The sequence below is a fragment of the Leucobacter sp. UCD-THU genome, from assembly GCF_000349545.1.
Lineage (GTDB): Bacteria > Actinomycetota > Actinomycetes > Actinomycetales > Microbacteriaceae > Leucobacter > Leucobacter muris.
The window spans coordinates 363,378-387,092 of record NZ_KB714599.1; the positions used below are offsets into that span (position 1 = coordinate 363,378).

Below are 23,715 nucleotides of genomic sequence, written 5' to 3' on the forward strand. Positions count from 1 at the left end.
GAATTGCGATACTGGCCTGGTTCTATGTTCCTGTCACTGGGGCAAAAAGCACTTGAGCTTAGCGAAATCCGAGGAATAGCCCGCCCTCATCTGGAACATTTGCATGATCTCACACGCGACACGATCCACTTGGGCACGATTGATGATGATGCGGTCGTTTACCTTGACAAAATCGATGGGCTTGCCGCAGTGCGGATGCGGTCGAGGATCGGCAAGAGGGCACCAATCTATGCCACCGGCCTCGGTAAGGCAATCAGCGCGTTTATGCCGCGCGACGAGCTAAAGGAGTTGTTGGCGCACACGCAGTTCGAGCAGTTCACGGAAACTACCTTGAGCGATCTCGACGCATTCTTATTGGACGCTGATGAGAATCGCGAGCGGGGCTGGGTCGTCGATGATGCCGAGCACGAAGCGATGGTCCACTGCATCGCAGCACCAATCCGACAAGCGGACGGCGTCGTCTCTGCTATCTCCATCGCATCGCCCGTCACCCCGCTGGATGAGCTGATTGCGTACGCCCCGCAGATGCTGGCCGCTGCTGAAGCAATCACGCGAGATCTCGGCGGGGAGCCCTTCACCGACGCGCTTCCTACTTGACCCAAAGCCATGATTGCTGGTCACTGACCGGTGTCTTGCCTCATGCTCTTTCTGAAGAAAAGACCAACCGCCCCAAACCAAAGCCGGCTCAGGGCGGTCAGTCTTCTGTAATCGCTAAGATCTTTCCCGCGACTTGTTGGCTACAGCGTCTGCCACGACTGCGAGTACCAGGACAGTGCCGGTGACGATGTTCTGAATCGGTGCACCAAGACTGAGCAGGTTCAATCCGCTTGAGATTGAGGTGATAATCATGACTCCGAGCAAGGCTGTCAGCGCGTTGCCGCGGCCGCCAAAGAGACTTGTCCCTCCGATCACCGCAGCTGCAATCGCTTGCAGATTTAGGTCGCCGGCGCCAAGCGTAAGACTCGAGGACGCGAGGCGACCAGCGATCATCATGCCGCCTATTGCTGCCAACACTGAGCAAGTCATGAAAGCGCCCATCGTGACCATGCTGGTGTTGATACCTGCTCGTCGGGCAGCTTCGGCGTTACCGCCGACGGCATAGAGATCGCGTCCCCAGCGAGTGCGAACGAGAAAGAAGTTTGCGCCGAGGATAGCCACGATCAAGAGAGTGAACTGAAAGCTGACTCCCATACTGAGGTTGAGATACCAAACAACTAGCTCGAGTACGAGCAGCACGATGACCGCGCGCACAATGGCCAAGACTAGTGAAATCGACTTCAAGCCCATTGCGATGCGCCGGTGCCGACGCGCCAACGTTGAGATAGTCCAGACAAGCACGCCGACGGCTACCAAGCCGTAGGAGAGCCAAGCAGGCAAGTACCAGTCCTGCGATGCTTCTACAAGCAGGCTGTCGTACGGCAGATTGATGGATCCGTCCTTGAGGAGCAGGAGATGGATTCCAGCCAAAACAAGGAGCCCGGCCATACTGCTAACAAAGCTTGCAACTCGAAACCGAACGTACAGGAACCCATAGGTGGCTCCGGTCAACAGCGCAGTGGCCACAACAACCAGGAAAGCGATTCCAAGCGACCATCCTTGTTGGACAATCAATACGCCAATGATCGCGGACGATACTCCGGCCATTGAGCCCACTGAAAGGTCGATCTGAGCTACAAGCAGGACAAACACCATACCCAGCGCGATGATGCCGACTGCCGCGGCTTCAGTTCCGAGATTCGCAAGGTTCCGACTAGTAAGGAAAGTCGGTGACATGCTCTGGAAGATCACACCGATAATAACGAAGCCGAGCAGCATCGGAAGCACGCCATAGTCACGGCGGAGCAACTGTTTGAGTGACCTCGGAGGCGGGGGTGTCGGATCCTCGGCTATTGAACCTGAAACTTCCAGGGTTGTCTGATTCCCGCTATCTGACGTCATTTTGAAAGCCTCTCAGCGCCGTGCTTATCTTTCGCGGATGTGTCCGAATCCTGCGTCGAAGCACCGGTAATCGCCGCGACGAGGTCAGCACCAGTGACATCACTCATTCGGAAGACGCCGTTGTTCTGTCCGAGCCGAAGCACGACTGCTCGGTCGGCTACCGACTTTGCATCCAACATATTGTGTGTAATGAGAACGACGGCGTAGCCATGGTCTTTTAACTGCAGGATGAGATCTAGAACCTGCTTTGTTTGAGACACCCCGAGGGCGGCCGTCGGCTCATCGAGGAGGACAACTGAAGGATCGCCCAACAGTGAGCGGGTGATCGCGATGCTTTGCCGTTGTCCACCCGACATTGATGCAACTTTCACGCGAGCCGAGGGTAGGCGCACAGCGAGTCGTTCCAGGAGCGCATACGACTCTTTCTCCATTGTCTCTTCGTCAAGCACGAATCGGCCCCTTGGCCTGCCGAGAAATAGGTTGCCGACGACATCGAGATTGTCGCACAGCGCTAGGTCCTGGTAGACGGTCGCAATTCCATGTGCCTGCGCTTCCGCGGGTGAGCTGACATGTACTTTCTCGCCCCTCATCCGGAAGTCACCCGAATCGGGGGAGATCGCACCTGACAACACCTTGACTAGGGTGGATTTCCCTGCGCCGTTGTCACCGAGAAGCGCTGTGACTTCTCCCTTTCGAAGTTCAATGGAAACATTGTTAAGCGCCTGAACAGCGCCGTAGCGCTTGAAGACGTTGCTCAACTGCAGTAGTGGTTCATTTTCCACAAGGACTCTCCTTGGCGAAGCTGACGGATGGTCGGTGACCAGTTGCGTGGCAACTGGTCACCGACGAGGTTTGGTACCGCGCGTAGCGGACGGCTCATTTGATCCCTGCCGCCTCGCATTCCGCGACGAGGTCCTTCTCAGCGGAGCAGAGGTCTTCAGCCGTGTAAGCACCTGAATCGATAAGCTCAGATTGAATCTTGTCGACGGTTACGGCAACGGGTTCGACCAACTGAGTAGGAACACCGTCGACCTCCGGGTAGTCGATTGGCTCACCCTTGGCGAGTTTGAGCGCAACGTCTGCGGCAATGGCACCTTCGCCAAGCGGGTCGGTATAGGTGGTCATGTATTGATTGCCCTCGATCACCTGTTGCACACCGGCCAACGTAGCGTCCAGGCCGGTGATCGGCGGCAGAGTGCCGTCGAAACCGCTACTCCGGAACGCAGCAATCGTGGCCCCGGCATTCCCGTCATTTGCCGCGAAGACACCCACGATCTGATCCGCTCCAACCCGGGAGATCTGGCTCGAGACGAAGCTCTGTACCGTCGGCCCGTCCCAAGTATCGGTCTCACCGAGGAGAGGGTATCCGCTAGCTTCGAGAACTGGAAGGGCGCCCTCCTTCATTCCAAATCCCGCCTCAGACTGCAGGTCACCCCAAATTACGGCGATCCCCGCATCGGAGTCTTTAGGAACATCCTTGGCCTCGAGCGCAGCCACAAGTGATTCGGCTTGCACCTTGCCGACCTCGGGCCAGTTGACTCCCACAGCGAAGGAGACTTTGTCACTCTCGATCGTACGGTCGTACGCGATCACTGGGACACCCGCGCGATCTGCGCTGTTAACGAAGGAAGCGGCGCCTTTGCTGTCGACCGGATCAAGGACCAGTACATCGATACCCTGTGTGAGCATCGACTCTACCTGTCGCTGTTGCTCGGAAGGGTCATGATTGGAGTCCGCAAAAAGAACCTCGCACGAAGGGCACTGTCGCAGGATCTCTGTCTCGAAGCCCGGATAGTCGAACTGGGTGTAGCGAGGGGAACCGTGATCCGGCATGATGAAGCCGAACTTGAATGATTCTTCTCCATCGGCTGCATCAGCATTGGCTCCGCAACCGGAGATGACTAGAGCAAGTGGCACTAACGCCGCTGCGAACAACTTTCCTCTGTGCTTCATCGAACTGAGGCCTTTCCATGTGATGCGTAGCTCAATTGGGCTCCGCGTTTTTGTTGAATCAACGTCACCCATGGCCGCGACTATCAAACAGTGATGATCAATAGATGTTGCAGTCACAGCAACGCTGCTGGGGGGTAGGCAACACTTTACAATTAAGGTCGCGAATATGTCAATGTCTCTACGCCGCCTCCGCGCCCGAGTGAAATAGCGCAACTTACCGCCGAAGAGAAGCGCCCTCCGGGCCCGATGAACCCGCTGTGATGAAGCTCGGCTGGTCGGTGTACGAGGTTCGAGCGCTACGGAATTGCATCTACCGACCAGGCTGTCGGCCTATAGGGCTAACTGATCGCCAGGTTTCTGAGAGGAATCGAAATCGCCTTGCCGTCGCTTGGTAGCCCATGGTGTGGCGTGTAGCTCTATTGGGAAGTGCTAGTCCACCTATCGGGAAGCATAGTTCTGCCTATCGGGAAGTGCTCGGGTGATCTCTGCTCGGCTGGGTGGTGGTCGTCATGTCCGTGACGGCCACCATTTCGAGTTTGAGAGGGGTGGTCGTGTTGCACACGGACTACCGGAGAATCATGAGCCTGCTGCTCGAAAGTCGCAGCTACCGAGAGATCAGCGCCATGCTGGAGTGCGCGCCGAAAAGTATCGCTGCGGCCAGGCGTGTGATCAAGGCAGAGGCGCTCACGAGTGATCGTCTGGCGCAGCTGAGCGATACTGCTCTGGCTGAATTGTTCCCTGATGGGCGTTCCCGGGTGAAGAGCGAGTATGACGACCCTGACTATGCGAAGGTCGTGGCGTCGTTCAAGAAGAACCGCCACTACACCCTGCTGCAGGGCTGGCGCATGTACACGTCAAGACCGTCGAGCCTGCGGAAGTATGGGTATTCGCAGTATTGCGCACTGTTCAACAGGTATGTGCAGTCGCATGATTTGACGGCGGTGCTCCATCATGAGCCAGGGAAGACGATGTTCATCGACTGGGCTGGCGACACGATCGATCTCGTCGACGAGGTCACCGGTGAGGTAACGAGGGCCTACTTGTTCGTGACGGTGCTCCCGTATTCGGGGTATCTCTGGTGTCAGGCGTTCACTGACATGCGAATGCCGTCGTGGCTTGCTGCTCACGTTGCAGCGTTTGAGTTCTATGGCGGGGTGCCGCAACTCTTGATCCCGGATAACGCGTTGACCGCGTCGCAGCGCAGAGAACGTGGGGATACGGTCAGGTGGGTGACGGGCAGGTATCAGCAGCTCGCTGATCATTACGGCACTTCGGTGCTGCCCACGAACGTGAGATCACCGAAAGAGAAAGCCGCCGTCGAGTCGGGCGTGAACGTCGTGAACCTGCGCGTGATTGGCTACCTCGCCGAAGACGTGTGGACCCGCCTCGATGACCTCAACGCTGCGATCGGTGAACGGGTGCGGGAGATCAACCACGATATTCGCCGGGTAGATGGATCGACGAGGTGGGAACGGTTCAGCCAAGAGGAAGCCGGGCTGCTCGGCCCGCTCCCGTCCGACAGCTTCGAAGAGGTCGACTGGCGCGAGGTGAAAGTGCAACGGAACTCGCATGTCACCTGCGATTCGCAGCACTACTCGGTCCCGCACGAGCATGTTGGGAAGCTCCTCCGGGTGAGACTCACCAGTAGCCGGGTGACGGTGTTTGATGGGCAGCAGATCGTGTGTGAGCACGTGAGGCTCACCGGGCGGAAGGGTGGGTACTCGACCGAGGGCGCGCATCTGCCTGACGAGTACCGAAACATTGACGGGCTCTGGTCGAGGCAATGGTTCATCCGGAGGGCGCAGGCTTACGGGCCGGCGACAGTGAGCGTGATCGAGCAGCTCATCGATCAGCGGACGCTTGAAGCGCAAGGGTTTTTGGACTGCCGGAACGTGCTCGACGGGCTCGGCAAACACAACAAGCAGCGGTTGGAGGCTGCCTGCCAGCAGATCATCGACACCAGGGTGACGCCGTCATACACGACGATCAAGCGTGTGATGGCGGCGATCGATTCCGATACGAAGAAGCCCGCTAAATCCAGGCCAGCAGCGTCTACTCGGAAGAGCAATGTCAGGTTCGAAGAAACACACGACGCCGACAGCGCCTCAGGGGTGCCTGCGGGTGCGTTGGTGCGCGGAGCGGACTATTACCGTCGTCTTGATGCGCAGCGGGAGCAGTGAAACATGTTCACTAGCACTGATTACGAGAAGTTCCGTGAACTGCGCGTCACTCATCTCGCCACGAGATTCGCCGCGCTCATCAGCGACGAAGCAAATGATGACCTCACGCCGGAGCAGCTGTTCCTCACTGCCGCAGACGACGCCCTCGAGTTGCGACGCGAGAACCAGGTCACCGGGCTGATCAAGAAAGCCGGGTTCCCATTGCCTCAGGCATCGGTCGCGGAGATTGACTACCGGGAAGGGCGAGGCATCACGAAAGTGAGGATGCGCCGCTACGCCGCGCATGACTGGAGTAGTGAGACGTTGAACGTCATCGTGACCTCGCCGTCGGGCGGCGGGAAAACGTATCTCGTATGCGCTCTCGGTATCGCTGCCTGCCAGAACGGGCACACCGTGATCTACACCCGCATGGACGACCTTGCCCGAGCGCTCGTCATCGCCCGAGGAGACAGTATCAAGCATCAGGCCCTGCTGAACGACTACTCGAACACGGACCTGCTCATCATTGATGACTTCCTGACCGTCGGTATCGATCCCGACGCGGCAGCGGATCTCTTCACGATCCTCGCAAACCGGGAGCACCGGACCGCGACCGTGATCGCGTCGCAGTCAGGGCCGGACTATTGGGTTGATGTACTGCCCGACAAAGTCGCTGCGGACTCAATCGTGAACCGGCTCGTGAACCACGCCAAGAAGATCACTCTCGGCGAGGTCGATATGCGGGCCGAACTCGCCGAGCGAGCGAGGCATAGCGAGGGCTACTGGGAGTAGCAGTCAGAGGTTCTGGCGGCCGGGCGCTTCACGGTCGCCAGAACCGTGCTTCCCGATAGGTGGACTACCACTTCCCGAAACCCCTACTCGCCATGGTGGCCGTCTTTGGGCTAGCAAAGGAATACTGCTCCCGACCCCACGGTGTCACGTCGGTCGATCGCTAGAGATATATGCCCCGTCTCGGGACATGAAGGTGCTCCGTAGGGCAGTCGCCAGGGTTAGCTGCCGACCCCCCCCAACGACCGTATCCTTCACTAACGCTGTTGCGTGGTCAGTGAAGAGAACTGTCCGGCGCGACGACTTGCCACGTGTGGAATGGGACTGTCAACCCTGCCCGGGTTGGTGCGCAGACAAACGGCCCAGCTTGCGCGTTTAAATCCGAGCTGAACGGGATAACGCGAACGAGCTGAAGCTCATTTCCATTGATACACGCTCGAATGGTTATTGCGCCCCCGACTCGACTCGCTCGGATCAGAATACGTTGCTGGTTCCAGTCAGGTACTGGGGCAAGTGACCAATCGGAGTTTGGATTGGTGACGACGGCGCCGAGCTGCGCCTGCCCGTCTGCGTACTCAACACCCGCCTTGATCCAGTTTGCGGGTGTTGACTTGATGAAAATTCCTGCTTGGTCGAACTCTTCGGCAAAGTTGGCGGTGAACTCAACTTCCATCGCGGTATTGTTCGCAAACTCAACAACGAGTGCGTGCTCACTGTCGTGTATGAATCCGTAAGAGGTGTTTCGCCAAGCGTCACTTCCTTTTTTCGCGGTAATGCATAGACCGACGTCGCTCTTGCTGATCCGTGCTGGTGGGTGGGTCCATGTCCCGTCCACCCATTGAATGTTCTCAATACTGCTCATTCGATCACGCACCGCTATCTGGTCCCACGGTCAACTGCAAGTCTGGAAGGTCTCTCTTCGTCAGAGAAATCTCCACCAACCTTAGACGCTGACAAGGCGCATCTGGTCATTAAGGTCACCTTGAATGAGACCTCGCACTAGACAGGAATTCAGCGGTCCGTATGCCGGAAACGGCAGGCTCCCGCGCCGAGCGATGTTGTAGAACGTGCGAGTTCCTCGCCAACTTCTAGCTGAGACGGTTAAAGGTTGAGGCTCGAGCCAACAAACTGTGATCGATTCGTTCCGAACCAAACGGGGCGAGTCTGGGGGAGTCATGTAGCTGCCGCTGCAGCTGGGGCTCTTGAGCACCTGCATATTCACGCACATGGGTGCTCGCCCGCGCTGTGCGCCAAATCGAATGAGCAACTCGAGGCGCCCCTGCGCTTCCATCTCAGGCGGGGCGGAGCAATTCATTGACAATGTTCGTTCGCGGACCCTAAGGTTGTTGCTGTTAGATCAACATTGTTGCATGAGACGCATCATGCGTCTTCGGATTGACCTGAGTCTTTTTATTACGGTGTCCTCGGGAACTGCTCTTCTCGAGAAGCAACTAACGATCTCCCTGGAAAGGAGACCCGCCAATGAACGTCTACACGGATAGCAGCCACGAACGTATTTTTGGAACCTACCCGCTCACCGGAGACACGCTCCGAAGCGCGCTTGAAGATGCCTACGCCGTGGGGTATCGGGCGTTTGATACCGCTCAGGAGTACGAGAATGAGTCGGTGATTGGTGACTTCCTTGCTTCCGTGGGGCCTGAAGCAGATGGGGCGCACCTAACGACCAAGGTGATGCCGGCCAATTTCGGAAGCGCGACAGAGTTCCTCTCCTCGGTAGAAAAGAGTCTCGAAAGATTGCGCGTCGAGCGAGTAAATGTACTCCTTGTGCATTGGCCCCCCATTGGGGAGGATATCCTCCCATCGCTTGACTACTTGCAACAGGCACTTCAGCGCGGATTTGCTGAGCATATTGGTATCTCCAACTACACGCGTCAGATGATGCATACAGCGGCAGCTGCCGTGGAGGTACCGCTTGCAGTGAATCAAGTTGAATTCCATCCGCTCATCGATCAGTCGCCGCTGGAGGCTGGCGCCCTAGAAACGGGCATCCCGCTATCTTCATATTGCTCCCTCGCCCGAGGAGCTATCGCAGGCAGGCCAGAGTTCGAAGAGATCGGGCGAGCCTATGGCAAGACTGGCACGCAGGTAGCGCTCAGATGGATCTTGCAAAAGGGGATTCCGGTAATCACGATGTCGACCAGCTACAAGAACATCAAATCCAATTTCGACATCGTCGACTTTGAGTTGTCCCATTCAGATGTCGAGAAGATCGAGGCCATGCGTGCTGAAAACTACCGAGTCATCTCCCTGGAGGAGGCTCCGTGGGCTCCGCGCTGGGACACCCCGACACCACGTGAAAATCGACCGGCAGCCTCGTTTACGCGACCGGCAGCATCATCCAAAGGAGTATGAATGTATCTCGAAAAGTACAACCTTGATGGCAAAATCTCGGTAGTGACAGGAGGAACCCAGGGCATCGGGCTCGCCATCGCAGAGGCTTTAGCCGAGGCGGGATCGCGAGTCGTGGCCCTAACCAATGATCAAGATCAGATTCCTTCTGCGACAGAACGAATGACTGAACTGGGCTACGAGTATGAAGCGAGAGTTCTCGACGTCACGAACTCAACTGCGGTGGCCGACATGGCTGCTCAGATCGAAAGTGAAGTCGGCGCGGTTGACATTCTCGTGAACAATGCAGCAATCTCGCCGGCGTTCATCGGGGCCGAAAGCACACCTGACGAACTCTACCTAAAGGTTCTGGACGTCAACCTCAACGGCGTTTTCTGGTGCAGTCGAAGCTTCGGCGCCGCAATGCTGAAGCGCGGAACTGGGTCAATCGTCAACATCGGCTCGATGTCTGGGGTTATCAGCAATATCCCGCAGGACCATAGTCCCTATAACATCTCCAAGGCGGGCGTCCACCACCTGACGAAGTCGCTAGCGGCAGAATGGGCGGCGGAGGGCGTACGCGTCAACTGCGTGGCCCCGACATACATTGAGACGAAGCTCACGGCTTTCGGCATGACCGAGAACCCAGAGATGGCAGAAGTTTGGCTAGATATGACGCCAATGGGGCGAGTCGGTCAACCAGATGAAATTGCTTCTGTGGTCCTCTTCCTTGCTAGTGACGCTGCCAGCCTTATGACGGGATCTATCGTCATGGCTGACGCGGGATACACATTGTGGTAGACGCCTAGCTGACGGGTCTCCTTGAAGCAGAATGTGTGCTCAAACTGCGGAGTTCCGGACACAACGTGGCGAGACATAGTTGCCCACTATGTCTCGCCACTTTCCTTTCTTTTTGTCATTTTCGTCACGTCAGACACAGCCGGCTATTTACGAATGAAGCTGAACTCCGCAGACTGAAACTTCTTTCGATTCCTCTGCAGTTCGGTTCATCTCCCGAGTTCGTGAAGCCAGTCGGCCTGACGCGCAAGCTGGGCTTCGGCGCGGAATGCGCTCGGGGATATCCCCTGCGAGCGGGCGAACACAGTGCGCGCATATGAGGTCGAAGACCAACCTACCAAACGCGTTATCTCAGCAAGGGGCAGATCTGTGTCCGCGACGAGTTGCTCGAATCGAAGGAGCCGGATTCGATGCAGATACGCGCGGGGCGAAAGACCGGTGGCCGCCGAAATGGCACGTCGGAAAGCTGACTCAGAAAGAGATACTTCTCGAGCCAGAGTGCCTATTGACAGATCCGAGGCGTACCGCTCATGCATGGCCTCAACTGCGATCAACACTTCCTCCCGCGCCGAAGGCACCTTTCGAGCGAGCTCCAAGCGAGCAGCCGCAGAACGAGAAATCTGGAGCAGGTCTTCGATCTCCCAGATCAATTCCGTTGACCGGGTGATCATCCTCCCCAACGCAGGAGGTCTCTCCGAGAGGTGCACCAGCTGTCCGAACAGCTCAGATAGACGAAAGAAATCTGGCTCGGCAAGCCCTATCCGCCGCGGCCTATGAGAGCGGCCCAAGAGGCTCTGATATATGACCCGTTTTGCGCGGTGCTCAGATGGTCTCGCCCATCGCACTTGATCGACGAGAAATGATGGGTGTATGTGCAGTGCTGCGATCTCCAATGGGCTGATCGACACGCTCGAGCATCGCGTGCCTGGCCGCATTAGTACCAAATCACCAGCAGAAACGGTCATCGGTGAAAAGTTGCCTTCTATCAACGCCGACCCCTCCCGAATCAGTGTTGCCTTGAAACTAGTCACGAGAAAGTCCGGCACCCCGGTCGAGATACCCGCTTCGAACGCTTCGACAGGGTTGGGCATTCGCATTAGTGGGACGTAGGAGGGCAGCGACATGGTGGATAGTAGCGGCTAGGTCAGCGCCGCCACTTCTCGTCTGGTGACCACTTAAGAGATAGGTGGAAGTACATCTAGAGCTCTTTCACGCTTTGCGCCCGGCCGTCCAAGCAATTTGTCACATGCCAGCAGCATCGCCCGCAGCAGCTAGCCCTACCGGTGCCGCTTACCGCCTGGATTCCTGCGTGTCTGACGCGGTTCACACTGGCCCCAGCGAAAAAACCAACGCAGGAGGGCAGGCATACTGAGTACTAACGGGCGAGCCATCCTCCGTCGACGGGCAGGACGATCCCAGTGACGTAGTCTGCTGCAGTCGAGGCCAGAAAGCACGCCGCTCCAGCTACGTCTTCTGATTGCCCCCAACGGCCGATAGGGATCCTTTCGGAAATCTGCCTTGATCTGACGGGATCCGAGATCAGCTGTTCGTTGAGGGCGGTATCCATGTAGCCAGGTGCGATAGCGTTGACGTTCACGCCGCGCCCCGACCATTCGTTGGATAGCGCCTTTGTGAGTTGAGCAACCGCACCTTTGCTTGCTGCGTACGCCGCAACGTTGATCCCTCCTTGATAGCTGAGAAGCGACGCAATCGAAATTATGCGCCCGCTTCCACGCTTCAGCATCTGTTGGGCGACGAGCTGAGAGACCTGAAATACGGCACGTAGATTGACATCCAGCACAGCGTCGAACTCTGCCATGGGAAATTCCTCAGCAGGGTAGCGGCGTTGAACGCCAGCGTTATTGACGAGAATGTGCACTTCGCGTTCTAGGAGCAACTTGTCGAGTTCGCGCCTGGTCTGTTCAGCATCGGAGAGGTCAACGGCGATATGACGCAGGGTGCTCCTCACCGAATCGGCAGCCTGGTAGAGCTCGGCTCCAGGCGCGGATCGGCTCAGGACTGTCACGTTCGCCCCGGCCTGTAGAAGTCCGGCTGTGACTCCTGCGCCGAGACCGGTATTGCCACCAGTGACAAGCGCTTCTGAACCAATCAGTTGGTATGGAAGATTCAAGGTCTTAGTCATCGTTGCCTCCGCAGTCCACAATGATCTTTGTTCCAACGGATCCGGTCGATGCGGCGTTGATTGCATTCTCCACATCCGCCAAGGCGAACTCGACTACTCCGAAATTGGTCCAGTCGACGCTCGCGCTCGCAAGCAAGTCGATGGCCTCGTCGATATCGGCTGAACGGTAAACTCGAGTGCCGAGCAGACGCTGTTCAGCGAAGTTAATAGCCCGGAGATCGAGGGCTGCGGGCTTCTTGTACACAGCGACCAGGACAATGACGCCACGTACCCGCGTTAGTGCGCTCAACTCAAGGGCAACAGACGGGTGCCCAGCGCAGTCGAACGTGACATCGGCTCCCTCCCCGCCTGTGCGGTCGAGAAGTAGCGAGTGTAGGTCGTCAGTAGATTCAACACTAGTGAATCCCAAGGATTGAGCCGTCTGTCGTCGGCTCTCATTAGGTTCGGCAATGATCACCTCTCCGAGGCCGCGGGCCCGGGCCGCAATAGCTGTCAGTAGGCCGATCGGTCCACCGCCAACGACCGCAACGACCCCACTACGCTCATCTATGTCGGCAACAGAATGCAGAGCAACGGCGAGAGGTTCGGCAAGCACCGCAATCTCTGGTGCCAGATGAGCAGGAACGACATGAAGCAACTCTGAGGGGAAAGAGGCGTATCTCGCCAGTCCGCCAGGCTGGTCAATGCCGTACATGGTCAATTGTCGGCACACGTGTGCATCTCCAGTGCGGCAGGCGCGGCACCGGCCACAACTGATCAGCGGTTCTGGGACAACACGAGTGCCGACGGGCAATCGCGGGTCGTCAGACTCAGCGACTCGCCCGACTATCTCGTGGCCGAAGATGAGGGGGGCCTGAGCCCGTGGATGTGTCCCGCCGACGATTCCAATGTCGGTTCCGCAGAGTCCAACACGTTCGACCTGGATCAGCGTCTCACCTGTTTCGCGTATGGGCGTCGGGGCATCGGCCACTCGCACATCTCCCGGCCCGTACCAAACTGCGGCGCGCATCGTACTCGGAAGGGTACTTGTGCCAGTTTGACCGATGATCGGGTTCATGCCGTTACCTCTTCCTGGAGGACCTCACGGAGAGCGCTAATGGTGTTCTGCACCGTGCGTCGTTTGAGCGTCTCGAACGACTGTTCGGAGTACCATGCGGCATGCGGTGTGAGCACGACGTTGTCGAGGGCGAGCAGTGGGTGCGCGGCGGGCACAGGCTCCTCCTCGAAGACATCGATGCCAGCTCCTGCGATCGTTCGATCACTCAGCGCCGTCACAAGCGCATCGGTGTCGACGACGCCTCCGCGGCAGGTGTTAACCAGAACTGAGTCTGAGCGCATTCGTTTCAGTACGGCCGCATCGATCAGGTGGGCTGTATCCGCGCTTAGCGGAAGGTGAAGCGATAGCACGTGTGCGGACTCTATGGCTTCGTCGAAAGAAACCAGCTCGATGCCTGCGAGCGGACCCTGCAAGGTACTACTTGAGATGTTGGGGTCGTGAGCTCTGACGTGGTAGCCGAGGCCAAGTGCTTTCCGAGCGGTGGCCGCACCGATACGGCCTAGGCCCAGCACGACGAACGTTCGACCCTGGATGCGATAGAGAGGCTTTACGGCGGTTACGTCGTACTCCCCAAGCCGCATTGCCCTGTCCAACTGTGCGATACCCCGAACCGTTGCCAGAGTCAGTGCGATTGCGTGATCGCTGACCTCCTCCACGCCGTAGTCAGGTACTCCACGAACTTGCACACCGCGAGCGGCGGCAGCCTCGAGGTCGATCATGTCGAGACCGACGCCATACCTTCCGATTGCTCGTACGTTCGGCAACGCATCGAGCACGCGGGCAGTGATCGGGGCGTACTGAACGATGAGTGCATCAGCACTCTGTCCGGCCCGGATGACGTCGTCCTCGGTGCGGCATGAGCGGACCTCAAGCTGCACCCCAGCGGATCGGGCCTCATCGAACTCAGGTTCGAGTGATTCATAATCTGCGTCGGTGATGACGATGGTGTGCACGGTCGTTCTCCTCTTGGGGGCGCTGCGGATAAGTTCTCAAATCGAAGCTGGCTAGCTATGGGTAACTTCGCATGTCATGTTTGGGTAGCGATTTCGGCAAGAACCAGAAGCACTGAATGGGCGGGTTACGCCGCATTCCAGGCATGAACGAGGTCGTTGCCGCGTCGGACGACTTCGTCGGCGGATCGACCGGCCTTGTAGATTGACGAACCCAAACCGATTCCGGCGGCGCCAGCTCGCTTGTATTCGCCAATATTGGTGACATCAATTCCACCAACTGGGACCAGCCTTGTGGTTGGCGGGGTGACCTCGATCATCGCCTTGAACGCGCCGAGCGAGAGCACTTGAGAGGGGAAGAGCTTGACGACAGTTGCGCCGGCTGCAGTTGCGTTGGTGATCTCGGTCATTGTCTGAGCACCGGGGCACGTCTGCATACCCAGTTCATTCGCGGCGGACATAACCTCGGGCGAAAGGTGCGGGGAAACAATGAAGGTCCCGCCTGCTTGCTGCACGGCACGAACCTCGTCGCTGGTATATACCGTCCCCGCACCTATTGCGATCGTTTCGCCAAACGCTGCAGCGATATCGTGGATGCTGCGTAGCGGATCTGGGGAGTTCAGCGGTACCTCGATCGCGCGAAATCCGGTGCTAATGAGCCCTTCTGCGACCTCAAGGGCATCGACTGGGGTGAGGCCGCGCAGGATGGCCACAAGGGGTAGTTCTGCAAAAGCGGTTTCAAAGTCCACTGGGTACCTTCCGATCTTGGAAAAGTTTGAAGAGTCCGGCTGCTGCTGCATCCTCGTTGCCGAGTTCGACAGCGAGACCGCTAGTCTCCATCGCTGTGATGTACTGCCGAGCAAGGACGGAATTACCGATCACATAGGCGCTCGGCAACCTTGCTAGCTGTTGGGTGGCCTCACGAATCTCCGTACCGAGGATAAGCCCGGCGAGGAGGTCCTTTGAGACCGCCCCATTGGGATTGTCAAGAGCGCGCACCCGCAGGGAGAAGAGCTTGTGCAGTATGCCTCCCTCGCCGGTTTCCGATGCTGATCCCAGCGTCACACCTTCGACGAATGCCTTCTTGCTAGATTTGTCGCTCAGTGTCGTCCGCAACAGAGTATGCTCGGCGATCGCATTGAACAGTTCCCCGGTCAAGAAGGTTGAGAACCAGGTCACTGTGCCGCCATCGATGAGCACCCATTTTGAATGGCTGCCGGGGAGGATGATCAGGGAGGTGCCGGAGCTGTCCTCAGCGAGTTGGCCAAGTATCTGAGTTTCCTCGCCGCGAATCACATCCACTGTTGAAGCGTCGCGCTCGAATGCCAGGCCTGGCGCGAACCAGAGGTCGAGCCCAGCAACTCGACGGTGCACCATCTCCTCGGCGATACGCATCGCGTCGGCCGGGAGGGACACATACGGGGTCTCGACCCACCCCTGGCGGCTAGTGATCATCCCTGATAGGACGACATCGTGAACTCCGGTATCGACCCAGTCGCCGATGTAACGCAGCAGGGTCTGCTCCCACTGTCCAGAGGTCTTGGATATCCCGTCGCGCCCGGAGCGTTGGTCGAGAATCGCACCCGTGTCATCGATCAGGTAAGCGCGGAGCGAGCTGGTGCCCCAGTCAACGCCGACGAAGCTCATGGCCCCTGCCCTTCCTCACGAAATCTCAAACCGCTTGATAGCGTCGAGATCGATCTCGACGCCGATCCCGGGCTTGTCAGGCACGCGCGCTGTCCCTCGTCTTGCGACTTGCCCATGCACGTCCAGCGGTTCGGTGAGGATCTCGTCTTGGAACAAGTGCGGAGTGGTGTCGCACTCGAGCATGGGCTGTACGGCACTCATTGCGCCAGGCAGATCCGGCATTGCCGCCAGCAGATGCAAGTTTGTGGCGATCGCGATCCCTGATCCCCAGACATGGTTGATCACTGGGATGAAGTTCGTGTGTGCCAAGGTGAGGACCTTCAGATACTCGCTGACGCCTCCGACGGCGCAAACTTCAGGCTGAGCAATGTCGACGCCACGCCCTTCCAAGAGGTCGCGCCATCCCCATCGGGAGAACTCAACCTCGCCGCCGGCGATCTTCACATCCAGCTTGGAAGTGAGGAAGCGATAGCCGTCACGGTCTTCAGGAGCTACAGGCTCCTCGAACCATTCCACGTTGAGGTCACCGAGGGCTTTGCCCACGACGAAGGCCTCCGTCGCCGTGTAGGCGTGATTCGCATCGACCATGAGCATGCCATCTGGCCCCAGCGCGTCACGCACAGCCTCTACGAGCTTGATGTCTTCCCGCGGCCCAATACCAACTTTCATCTTCAGACCCGCATACCCACGGTCCTTCAGCTCCAGCGCCTCATCGTGGAAACGCTGGGGAAGATCTTCGCCGCGTTTGAGCATCATGCCGTAGCCGTACACCGGAAGTTCGGTGCGGAACGCGCCACCAAGCAGCTTGTGCAATGGGAGACCTGCTGCCTTGCCAGCAATGTCCCAGAGGGCAATATCGATGCCGGAGAGGGACTCCAGCGGCATGCCTTTCTGACCATGGTCGCGCATCATCTTGTAGGCGCGGTGCCACAGAACCTCGCGGTCCAGTGGGTCCTGGCCGATAAACAACGGCGCGAGAACCTGCTCGACGATTGCCTTGTTGCCCAAGGCAAAGTTGCCAGCACCAAAACATTCACCCCAGCCGACGAGACCGTCGTCAGTGCGGACTTCGACCAGATGCGCCGTACGGCGGTTGTAATACTGCTGTGAGTAGCCCAGCTCCTCGTCGAGATCGTAAGAAAGGATGCGGCTCTTAACACTGGTGATTTTCATGTGATGACCAGAAGCGAGTGCTTCATACCTCTCATTAGTTGATGGTCGAGGCGTCAGCCTCGTCGGCAGATACGGCATTCTTGAACGGGTTCGCCGCGTCGGTGATGCCATAGCTCACCCGCTTGAGTGCGAGGTAGTCGTGGAGGGCGTAGCGCGAACCGTCGTGCCCGAGTCCCGACTGCTTGATGCCGCCGTGCGGCATGTCCATCCCGTATTTGACTCCGTTCACCTGTACTTCGCCAAAGCGCAGGCCTCGGGAAACACGATCAATGCGGTCCGCATCGGGGGTGAAGATGAATGATGACAGGCCGGCGTCGGTGTCATTGGCCTGCGAAAGTGCTTCCTGTTCATCCTCGAACGTGAGGATGCTGACTACCGGACCGAAGATCTCTTCTCGATAGATGCGCATGTCGGGTGTCACATCCCGGAGTACCGTTGGCTGGAAGTACGTGCCACCGTTCTCGGACTCAGCGCGGCCGCCGCCGGTAAGTACCGTTGCGCCCTTAGCCACAGCGTCGTCAACGAGGCCCTTGATGCGGTTGAGGGCACTGCCCTCGATCAGCGGTCCCATATCAACGGTACCTTCAGGCCCGAAGCCGATGCGGACGGTTTCGGCGCGCTGAACGACCATGTCGGTGAAGGTATCGGCGATGTCGGTGTGCACGAAGACGCGGTTCGGCGTTACACAGATCTGGCCGGCGTTCTTGAATTTCAATCCGGCGACGATGTCAACGGCGAGGTCAAGATCGGCGTCGTTAAACACCAGGGCCGGAGCGTTGCCGCCGAGCTCCATGGAGTAGCGCTTGATCGACGAGGAACCGAGTTCCATGATGCGCCGGGCGACGTTTCCAGAACCGATGAGGGTGAGCATCGAAGGGATTGTGCTCCGCGACAGTGTGTCGCCGACCGCGGCGTTGTCGCCCGAAATGATGTTGACGATGCCGGCGGGCAAGCCGATCTTCTCGCACAGTTCGCCTACCAGGTACGCCGATAGCGGGGTCTTGCTGGATGGCTTTATGACGATGGGGCAGCCGGCGGCCATCGCGGGCCCCAGCTTGTACCCGAGGTTCAGCAGCGGGAAGTTCCAGGCGAGGAACGCTCCCACGACACCGACCGGCTCGTAGATCATCTCATTGCGGTAAGAACCATCAAGATCCGGGAGTTCGGTAGGTGTAAGGAAGCCGCGGATCTCCTCGGCATAGTAGGTGAGGGAATCGATAACCCCGTCGACGTCTTCGGCAGTCTCCTCCCAAGGCTTGCCGGCCTCGTTTGCGACCGCAGTGCGCAGCTGGTCGGCATGAGCCACCACCTCGTCGCGGAGCTTCAGCATCCATGAGATGCGCTCCTCAACGGGAGTTGCGGGCCAGAAATCCAGGGCAGCCTTGGCGGCATCAAGGGCCGCGAGGGTCTCCTTCTCGCCGCCCCAGGCGATCGTGCCGACGACCTTGCCCGTCGCAGGCGAAATCACGTCGTGGGTTTCGCCGGACTCAACCAGCTCACCACCGATGTACATATGCTTCACGTTGCTCATTGCTTATCTCCGTATGCGGATGTGTCAGTTGAACGGCTGATCGTCGGTGTGCAGATCCAGCCAGTCGCGCTCGGCCGCGGTCAGCTCGAGGTCGCCGGCTCTCAGCGACGTGGACAGCTCGCCAGGAGTAACCGCACCGTTCAGAGCGATCACTGGGAAACTCTGGCTCGTGACGTAGGCGAGGGCGACTTCGAACATTGACAGTCCCTTTCGGCGACCGAGTTCCTCGGCACGCTCCTTCCGTGCGAAGTTCTCATCGTTGTAGAAGACCCGCACCAGATCCTGATCCGTGAGATTCTCGGGATCTGCCAAGGCGAAGAACCCCCGACCCAGAGCTGACCACGCGATAAGGGGCATGTTGCGCTTAGCGAACCACTTCTGATCGTCGTCCGTGGTTACAACAGTCTCAGGCCAGTAGGGCTCCTTGGCCTTTGCGAGTGAGAACTGGGGGCTTGCGGACTGCATCGGGGTCAGTCCGTTCTCTTCGGCGTACCTGATCGCTTCGTCGATGCGGGCGGTACTCCAGTTGGAGGCCCCATAGCTAAGAATGCGTCCAGCCTCGACGTGGCGATGAAGTGCTTCCACGAGGGGACCGACAGGTACATCCGGATTGTCCCGATGGAACATCCAGATATCCAGACGATCAGTCTGCAGACGCTCAAGCGATCCCAAGATCGCCTGATCAATACACTCCGGGGTGACCTGCGCTCCGCCCGGGTGCATTTCCTCGCAGGTGCCGGGGATGAGTCCCTTGCTGCCGAGGACGATCTTGTCGCGCATACCAGGGCGTGCCTGAAGCCAACGGCCGATCACGATCTCGGACAGACCGAGTTGTTCAACTGCACCGTAGATCTCCGCGGTGTCGACATACGTGCCACCGCCGTCGACAAAGGCATCGAGCAGGGCGAAATCTCGATCTTGGGTATCCGTATGAAAAATCATGGTGCCGAGTCCGATGACCGATGCTTTCACCGGAACAGATGGGAGAGTGACGTAACGCATTACGAGTGATCCTTTCTGATGGAAGACGTCAGGGTGAGATGGCCGATACTCAGGCTCGACTACGACCTCGTCGTGAGACGGCGTCGAGAGTGACAGCCAGTAGCAGAATCCCGCCGGAGAACATCAGCTTCTGTGCCGAACCGGCACCCTGCAGGTCCAGGCCGTTGGAAAGGCTGCCGATGACCAAGGCACCCAGAATCGCATTCATGATGCGGCCACGCCCTCCGAAGAGGCTCGTTCCCCCGATGACGGCTGCTCCAATCGCTTCCAGCATGAGCGAGCCTCCCGCGAAAGCGTTGAAGGAGACAGAAGCGTACCGTGAAGCACCGAAGATGCCGCCGAGGGCAATGACAAGGCCGAGGATCATAAATGCGCTCATGCGCATACCAATGAGGTTGATGCCCGCGCGACGTGCCGCCTCGGGGTTGCCGCCAACGGCATAGACGTACCGTCCATACTTGGTGCGCTGCAGCACCCAAGTCAGGATGCCGCAGAGTGCCAGTACGAGTACGACGATCAACGGCAGACCCGCATAGCTATTGAGAAGAGTAATGACCGCCAACGAGAGCACGGCGAGCACGATGACCTTCACGAACAGGCTCTGCAGCGGGACCACAGGCAAATCGGCTGCTGTACGCTGCTTGCGGTTCCAAAGGCTGGTGCCAATGTAGACGAGCAGCACGATAACGGCTAGTCCATATCCTGCGACCGGCGAAAGGAACGTGGTGGTGAGGGAGCGCACGAACGGGTTGTCGACGTTGATAGCGCCGTTGTCGCCCAGCAGGATCAGCATGAGTCCCTGGAAGCCCAGCAGGCCGGCCAGTGTGACTACGAACGATGGAACTCTGGCTACTGAGACGAAGAAGCCTTGAAACGCGCCTATGGCGATACCTGTCACCAGCGTCACACCCAGGACAAGCCAGACTGGCATATCCCCAGTGAGGAGTTGCGCCATGAGAGCTGCACAGACTCCCGCGACGGCTGCGATAGACAGATCGATCTCGCCGAGCAGTAGGACGATGGTGAGGCCCATTGCGAGCGTCCCAACCACTGCGGCTTGGAGAAGCAGGTTGGTGAGGTTGCGCGAGGACAGGAAGAGAGGCTGGTTGATCGAGAAGAAGATCCAGATGGCGGCCAAGGCGAGAATGACGGGCATTGCGCCCAGCTCACCATGACGGATGTTCGTGATCTGCCTCTGCAGGAAGCCTTGACGTTCCGGCACGAGCGGGAAGGTGGTCGTGTCGGTTGCCGGTTCTTTCGCGGCTCGGGCGTTTGTAGTCATGCCATTCCTCCGGCGAGAGCTCGTCCACCAGTGATGGAGGAGACGACCGTCTCTGGGTTCGTATCCTTTACGTTGAAGACATCAGCGGTGGCGCCGAGTCGCAGGACGGTAATTCGATCAGCCACCGCGAAGACATCACCCATGTTGTGCGTAATGAGGACGACGCCGTGTCCGTTCTCGCGCAGCGTGCGGACGAGGTTGAGCACTTGTGCGGTTTGCTCTACGCCCAGAGCGGCGGTCGGTTCGTCAAGCATTACGATGCGAGAATTCCACATCGTCGCACGCGCGATCGCCACCGACTGCCTCTGGCCGCCCGAGAGGACCGACACTTTCGTGCGCGGATCCTGTAGGGTTCGGACACCCAGCGATGCCAGCACCTCTCGGGCTCGCTTTTCCATAGCGACCTCACGAAGAGGTCCGAGCAAGCCCGGCATCCAGTGCCGCTCGCGGCCGAGGAACATGTTGGCGACGACATCAAGGTTGTCGCACAATGCCAGATCCTGGTAGACGGTCTCGATTCCCAGCGCCGTTGCCTCATGGGGGGATTTCAACTCGATCTTCTCCCCATCGAAGGTGAGCTCGCCTTCGTCGGGCTGATGGTGACCGGAAAGAGTCTTGACAAGCGTCGACTTGCCAGCGCCATTGTCGCCGAGAAGAGCCATCACCTCACCGGCACGAACTTCGAAATCAACACCGCGCAGAGCCTGAACCGCGCCGAAGCGCTTCCGAATGCCGCTAGCCCTCAGCAGCGGTTCTGGCCCTGATTCTGCCGTCTTGGAAGTCGACACGTCATGCATTTCACTGCCGTCGTTGATGCTGTTCATCATCACGACCCTGCGCAGAAGGGAAGCGAGGCGGTGGCGCCAGTGCATACATCCGACATCTCGATGGAGGGATCCTTGTCGATGATGTACTGAATGCCTTCCTCGTCGGTTGCGACGTAGAATTCGGTCTGAATCTGCGGAACCTCAGCGTCCACGCCATTGGTGACGGTGCCAGTGACGATGTCGTCAATGTCCTTGCCTTCGAGCAGACGCTGGACGACCTCTGCGGTCTTCTCACCCATCTGGTCGAAAGGCCGCCAAACGGTCATGCCCTGCTTTCCCTGAAGCATGAGCTGCAGGGCCTGTACGGTGCCATCCAGTCCGGTAACCGGAACTTCGCCGGCCATGTTCTGCTCCTCGAGAGACGCGATGGCGGCGGCCGCGTTACCGTCGCTAGACGCAAGGATGCCCTGGACATTGTTGTTGAGCCGGGTCAAGGCCTGGTCTACCGACGTGCGCGCGATCGCCGGATCCCACCCCTGGGTCCAAGTATCGTAGGCCTTTACTCGCTCGCCACTGTCGTACAGCGGCGAAAGCACGTTCTGATAGCCCTCATCGAAAAGCCGAGCATTGGTGTCAGTGGGCGAACCCTTGATCTGGATGAGGTTGTCCCCATCCTCCGTGTGGTCGACGAGCCATTGGGCCTGCGCTTCTCCCACAGCAACCATGTCAGCCTGAATCCAGGCAGCGACGTTTTCGGAATCGATCATGCGGTCGTAGGCGACGGTGGGGATGCCTGAGCTGGCCGCGGAGTCTGCGATGACGCCCGAAGCAGCTGCATCGACAGGAATCACAACGAGAACATCCGCTCCCTTTGTCAGCGCCTGCTCTGCCTGCTGCTGCTGCTTCGACGCGTCGTTATTGGCGTTGTACACCTCCACGGTCGCATCGGGAACGAGCTTCTTCAGCTGCTCTTCAAAGAAGGTCGCGTCCTGGCTCTCCCACCGAGGGTTGACGTTCTCAGGGAGGAGCATGGCCACAGTGGGAGGACCGTCCTGGCCACCGCCGGTCGGGGCTCCTGAAGTCGTCAAACCACTGCAAGCTGAGAGCATCCCGGCCGTAGTGATGGTACCCACGATCGCCAGCAGGCGAAGAGATCGGTTCTTGAGAATCACATCAACTCCTTTGTTGGATTTTGTTGCATTTTCCGCAACACTGTTTGAGTAGATGCAACAATATCATGATGTCGAAGCTTCGTCAACGAACTGCATGGTTGGCGGGCACCGGCTGAGCAAATGAGCCTGCTAGGTTCAACCTTCAGATAATCAGGGAGATGGTTATGGGGCGTAACAGCAGTGAAATGGGCCCACAGGGAGTCGACCGAGCACTCACCGCTCTTGCTCTACTGGCCGACGGTCCCCGCTCGATCAGTGAAGTAGCGCGTGAGATCATGGTCCATCGATCCACGGCACTCCGTGTCCTGCGGACACTAGAAGATCGAGGATTCGCACGACGGCAAGATGACTTACGCTATCGAGCGGGATCAATGTTGATTTCTCTTGGGCAGCAGGCTCTTGATCAGTTTGACTTGCGTGACATCGCTGCACCGCACCTGAAACATCTGCACGAAAAGACCAAAGAAACAGTCCATCTCGGCATTCTTGATGGAATGGACGTCATCTACATCGACAAGATCGATGGTCAGGCGGCGGTTAGAATGTGGTCGCGGGTAGGAAGACGGGGCTCAGTGCACTGTCGAGGGATCGGCAAGGCTGCCGCAGCTTTCCTCCCTGAGAGCGAGTTATCCGCTCTAGCTAGTCGCTTGACCTACACCAAATACACGCCCACAACGATTTCCTCCCGTGACGCGTTCCTTGCTGAGATGAGGGCCATCCGAGAGCGAGGTTGGGCAACTGATGATGGCGAACATGAAGCAATTGTCCGGTGCATTGCGGCACCCGTATTTCAAGGAGATGGCGAACTCGCCGCTATTTCTCTGGCATCGCCCGTAAAAACACTGGATGAGATGCTGGCGTTTGCCCCCGATCTTCTCGCTACGGCCTCGGCTATTTCTCAAGAGCGTGGTGCGAATCTTCCACGTTCTGCAACTGCAGAACGTTAGCCCGCGTTAGATCTTCCACCGGTGTTTGTGGAGGTTTTCATACCTACGCTCCTGGGCC

General features: G+C 58.4%; 22 protein-coding genes and 1 pseudogene. 7 read left to right on the top strand and 16 right to left on the bottom strand.

Annotated elements, in window-relative coordinates; translation table 11 throughout:
• The first annotated feature begins 24 nt into the window (after positions 1 to 24).
• On the top strand, positions 25 to 597 hold the full coding sequence (locus H490_RS31300) for an IclR family transcriptional regulator (protein WP_152424170.1): 573 nt from the start codon (positions 25 to 27) through the stop codon (positions 595 to 597).
• A gap of 114 nt (positions 598 to 711) precedes the next feature.
• On the opposite strand, the gene H490_RS19160 is transcribed toward H490_RS31300, so the two are convergent.
• From H490_RS19160 to H490_RS19165, 3 genes are all read right to left on the bottom strand, one after another.
• Positions 712 to 1,815 carry a sugar ABC transporter permease gene (locus H490_RS19160; RefSeq protein WP_017883029.1) on the bottom strand — a complete coding sequence of 368 codons (1,104 nt, stop codon included), beginning with the start codon at positions 1,813 to 1,815 and terminating at the stop codon, positions 712 to 714.
• Between the two features lie 119 nt (positions 1,816 to 1,934).
• Positions 1,935 to 2,720, bottom strand: a complete 786-nt coding sequence (locus tag H490_RS31580) for an ATP-binding cassette domain-containing protein (protein WP_081611587.1) — start codon at positions 2,718 to 2,720, stop codon at positions 1,935 to 1,937.
• Positions 2,721 to 2,814: 94 nt separating this feature from the next.
• Positions 2,815 to 3,963 (bottom strand): sugar ABC transporter substrate-binding protein, encoded by a 1,149-nt coding sequence (locus H490_RS19165; RefSeq protein ID WP_152424172.1) that lies wholly within the window; start codon positions 3,961 to 3,963, stop codon positions 2,815 to 2,817.
• A gap of 506 nt (positions 3,964 to 4,469) precedes the next feature.
• On the opposite strand from H490_RS19165, the gene istA reads away from it, so the two are divergent.
• A complete protein-coding gene (gene istA / locus H490_RS19170; RefSeq protein WP_238560288.1) occupies positions 4,470 to 6,071 on the top strand; it encodes an IS21 family transposase in 1,602 nt (533 codons plus the stop codon).
• A gap of 3 nt (positions 6,072 to 6,074) precedes the next feature.
• The gene (locus H490_RS19175) at positions 6,075 to 6,842 is read left to right on the top strand and encodes an ATP-binding protein (protein ID WP_017883032.1); all 768 of its coding nucleotides are present in this window, start codon (positions 6,075 to 6,077) and stop codon (positions 6,840 to 6,842) included.
• A gap of 271 nt (positions 6,843 to 7,113) precedes the next feature.
• On the opposite strand, the gene H490_RS31585 is transcribed toward H490_RS19175, so the two are convergent.
• The gene (locus tag H490_RS31585) at positions 7,114 to 7,701 is read right to left on the bottom strand and encodes a DUF1349 domain-containing protein (RefSeq protein WP_081611589.1); all 588 of its coding nucleotides are present in this window, start codon (positions 7,699 to 7,701) and stop codon (positions 7,114 to 7,116) included.
• Positions 7,702 to 8,321: 620 nt separating this feature from the next.
• Here H490_RS31585 and H490_RS31590 point away from each other — a divergent pair.
• Complete coding sequence (locus H490_RS31590) at positions 8,322 to 9,212, top strand: aldo/keto reductase (RefSeq protein ID WP_081611590.1); 891 nt, start codon at positions 8,322 to 8,324, stop codon at positions 9,210 to 9,212.
• Positions 9,213 to 9,989: an SDR family NAD(P)-dependent oxidoreductase gene (locus tag H490_RS19180; RefSeq protein ID WP_031289654.1), complete on the top strand. Its 777-nt coding sequence runs from the start codon at positions 9,213 to 9,215 to the stop codon at positions 9,987 to 9,989.
• Between the two features lie 206 nt (positions 9,990 to 10,195).
• On the opposite strand, the gene H490_RS33040 is transcribed toward H490_RS19180, so the two are convergent.
• The 12 genes from H490_RS33040 to H490_RS19220 form a co-directional block, all read right to left on the bottom strand.
• Positions 10,196 to 11,110: an AraC family transcriptional regulator gene (locus H490_RS33040; RefSeq protein WP_081611591.1), complete on the bottom strand. Its 915-nt coding sequence runs from the start codon at positions 11,108 to 11,110 to the stop codon at positions 10,196 to 10,198.
• Positions 11,111 to 11,361: 251 nt separating this feature from the next.
• Positions 11,362 to 12,129, bottom strand: a complete 768-nt coding sequence (locus H490_RS31600; RefSeq protein WP_081611592.1) for an SDR family oxidoreductase — start codon at positions 12,127 to 12,129, stop codon at positions 11,362 to 11,364.
• Positions 12,122 to 13,186 carry a zinc-dependent alcohol dehydrogenase gene (locus H490_RS31605; RefSeq protein ID WP_081611593.1) on the bottom strand — a complete coding sequence of 355 codons (1,065 nt, stop codon included), beginning with the start codon at positions 13,184 to 13,186 and terminating at the stop codon, positions 12,122 to 12,124. The genes H490_RS31600 and H490_RS31605 overlap by 8 nt, the downstream gene beginning before the upstream one ends.
• Positions 13,183 to 14,139 carry a C-terminal binding protein gene (locus H490_RS19185; RefSeq protein WP_017883034.1) on the bottom strand — a complete coding sequence of 319 codons (957 nt, stop codon included), beginning with the start codon at positions 14,137 to 14,139 and terminating at the stop codon, positions 13,183 to 13,185. The genes H490_RS31605 and H490_RS19185 overlap by 4 nt, the downstream gene beginning before the upstream one ends.
• 125 nt (positions 14,140 to 14,264) lie before the next feature.
• Positions 14,265 to 14,885 carry a 2-dehydro-3-deoxy-6-phosphogalactonate aldolase gene (locus H490_RS31610; protein ID WP_202950817.1) on the bottom strand — a complete coding sequence of 207 codons (621 nt, stop codon included), beginning with the start codon at positions 14,883 to 14,885 and terminating at the stop codon, positions 14,265 to 14,267.
• Positions 14,875 to 15,783, bottom strand: coding sequence for a 2-dehydro-3-deoxygalactonokinase (locus H490_RS19190; protein ID WP_017883035.1), 909 nt, complete (start codon positions 15,781 to 15,783; stop codon positions 14,875 to 14,877). Before H490_RS19190 ends, H490_RS31610 begins: the two co-directional genes overlap by 11 nt.
• Before the next feature lie 15 nt (positions 15,784 to 15,798).
• Positions 15,799 to 16,956 (bottom strand): mandelate racemase/muconate lactonizing enzyme family protein, encoded by a 1,158-nt coding sequence (locus H490_RS19195; protein WP_017883036.1) that lies wholly within the window; start codon positions 16,954 to 16,956, stop codon positions 15,799 to 15,801.
• 34 nt (positions 16,957 to 16,990) lie between these two features.
• Positions 16,991 to 18,487 carry an NAD-dependent succinate-semialdehyde dehydrogenase gene (locus tag H490_RS19200; RefSeq protein ID WP_017883037.1) on the bottom strand — a complete coding sequence of 499 codons (1,497 nt, stop codon included), beginning with the start codon at positions 18,485 to 18,487 and terminating at the stop codon, positions 16,991 to 16,993.
• A gap of 24 nt (positions 18,488 to 18,511) precedes the next feature.
• Positions 18,512 to 19,489, bottom strand: a complete 978-nt coding sequence (locus H490_RS19205) for an aldo/keto reductase (protein ID WP_017883038.1) — start codon at positions 19,487 to 19,489, stop codon at positions 18,512 to 18,514.
• 49 nt (positions 19,490 to 19,538) lie between these two features.
• A complete protein-coding gene (locus H490_RS19210; RefSeq protein ID WP_017883039.1) occupies positions 19,539 to 20,771 on the bottom strand; it encodes a sugar ABC transporter permease in 1,233 nt (410 codons plus the stop codon).
• Entirely contained in the window at positions 20,768 to 21,595 is an 828-nt protein-coding gene (locus H490_RS19215; RefSeq protein ID WP_238560289.1) for an ATP-binding cassette domain-containing protein, read from the bottom strand. The genes H490_RS19210 and H490_RS19215 overlap by 4 nt, the downstream gene beginning before the upstream one ends.
• Before the next feature lie 2 nt (positions 21,596 to 21,597).
• Positions 21,598 to 22,710: a sugar ABC transporter substrate-binding protein gene (locus H490_RS19220; RefSeq protein ID WP_202950818.1), complete on the bottom strand. Its 1,113-nt coding sequence runs from the start codon at positions 22,708 to 22,710 to the stop codon at positions 21,598 to 21,600.
• Positions 22,711 to 22,895: 185 nt separating this feature from the next.
• Here H490_RS19220 and H490_RS33045 point away from each other — a divergent pair.
• Positions 22,896 to 23,045, top strand: a pseudogene (locus tag H490_RS33045) (helix-turn-helix domain-containing protein); the annotation flags it as partial.
• Positions 23,046 to 23,081: 36 nt separating this feature from the next.
• Entirely contained in the window at positions 23,082 to 23,657 is a 576-nt protein-coding gene (locus tag H490_RS31615; protein ID WP_238560290.1) for an IclR family transcriptional regulator, read from the top strand.
• Positions 23,658 to 23,715 lie beyond the last annotated feature (58 nt).

Coding starts and splice junctions, on each gene's coding strand:
- H490_RS31300 (WP_152424170.1), top strand. CDS start 25: ATGTTCCTGTCACTGGGGCAAAAAGCACTTGAGCTTAGCGAAATCCGA.
- H490_RS19160 (WP_017883029.1), bottom strand. CDS start 1,815: ATGCTGCTCGGCTTCGTTATTATCGGTGTGATCTTCCAGAGCATGTCA.
- H490_RS19165 (WP_152424172.1), bottom strand. CDS start 3,963: ATGGGTGACGTTGATTCAACAAAAACGCGGAGCCCAATTGAGCTACGC.
- istA (WP_238560288.1), top strand. CDS start 4,470: ATGAGCCTGCTGCTCGAAAGTCGCAGCTACCGAGAGATCAGCGCCATG.
- H490_RS19175 (WP_017883032.1), top strand. CDS start 6,075: ATGTTCACTAGCACTGATTACGAGAAGTTCCGTGAACTGCGCGTCACT.
- H490_RS31585 (WP_081611589.1), bottom strand. CDS start 7,701: ATGAGCAGTATTGAGAACATTCAATGGGTGGACGGGACATGGACCCAC.
- H490_RS31590 (WP_081611590.1), top strand. CDS start 8,322: ATGAACGTCTACACGGATAGCAGCCACGAACGTATTTTTGGAACCTAC.
- H490_RS19180 (WP_031289654.1), top strand. CDS start 9,213: ATGTATCTCGAAAAGTACAACCTTGATGGCAAAATCTCGGTAGTGACA.
- H490_RS33040 (WP_081611591.1), bottom strand. CDS start 11,110: ATGTCGCTGCCCTCCTACGTCCCACTAATGCGAATGCCCAACCCTGTC.
- H490_RS31600 (WP_081611592.1), bottom strand. CDS start 12,129: ATGACTAAGACCTTGAATCTTCCATACCAACTGATTGGTTCAGAAGCG.
- H490_RS31605 (WP_081611593.1), bottom strand. CDS start 13,186: ATGAACCCGATCATCGGTCAAACTGGCACAAGTACCCTTCCGAGTACG.
- H490_RS19190 (WP_017883035.1), bottom strand. CDS start 15,783: ATGAGCTTCGTCGGCGTTGACTGGGGCACCAGCTCGCTCCGCGCTTAC.
- H490_RS19195 (WP_017883036.1), bottom strand. CDS start 16,956: ATGAAAATCACCAGTGTTAAGAGCCGCATCCTTTCTTACGATCTCGAC.
- H490_RS19200 (WP_017883037.1), bottom strand. CDS start 18,487: ATGAGCAACGTGAAGCATATGTACATCGGTGGTGAGCTGGTTGAGTCC.
- H490_RS19205 (WP_017883038.1), bottom strand. CDS start 19,489: ATGCGTTACGTCACTCTCCCATCTGTTCCGGTGAAAGCATCGGTCATC.
- H490_RS19210 (WP_017883039.1), bottom strand. CDS start 20,771: ATGACTACAAACGCCCGAGCCGCGAAAGAACCGGCAACCGACACGACC.
- H490_RS19215 (WP_238560289.1), bottom strand. CDS start 21,595: ATGAACAGCATCAACGACGGCAGTGAAATGCATGACGTGTCGACTTCC.
- H490_RS31615 (WP_238560290.1), top strand. CDS start 23,082: ATGTTGATTTCTCTTGGGCAGCAGGCTCTTGATCAGTTTGACTTGCGT.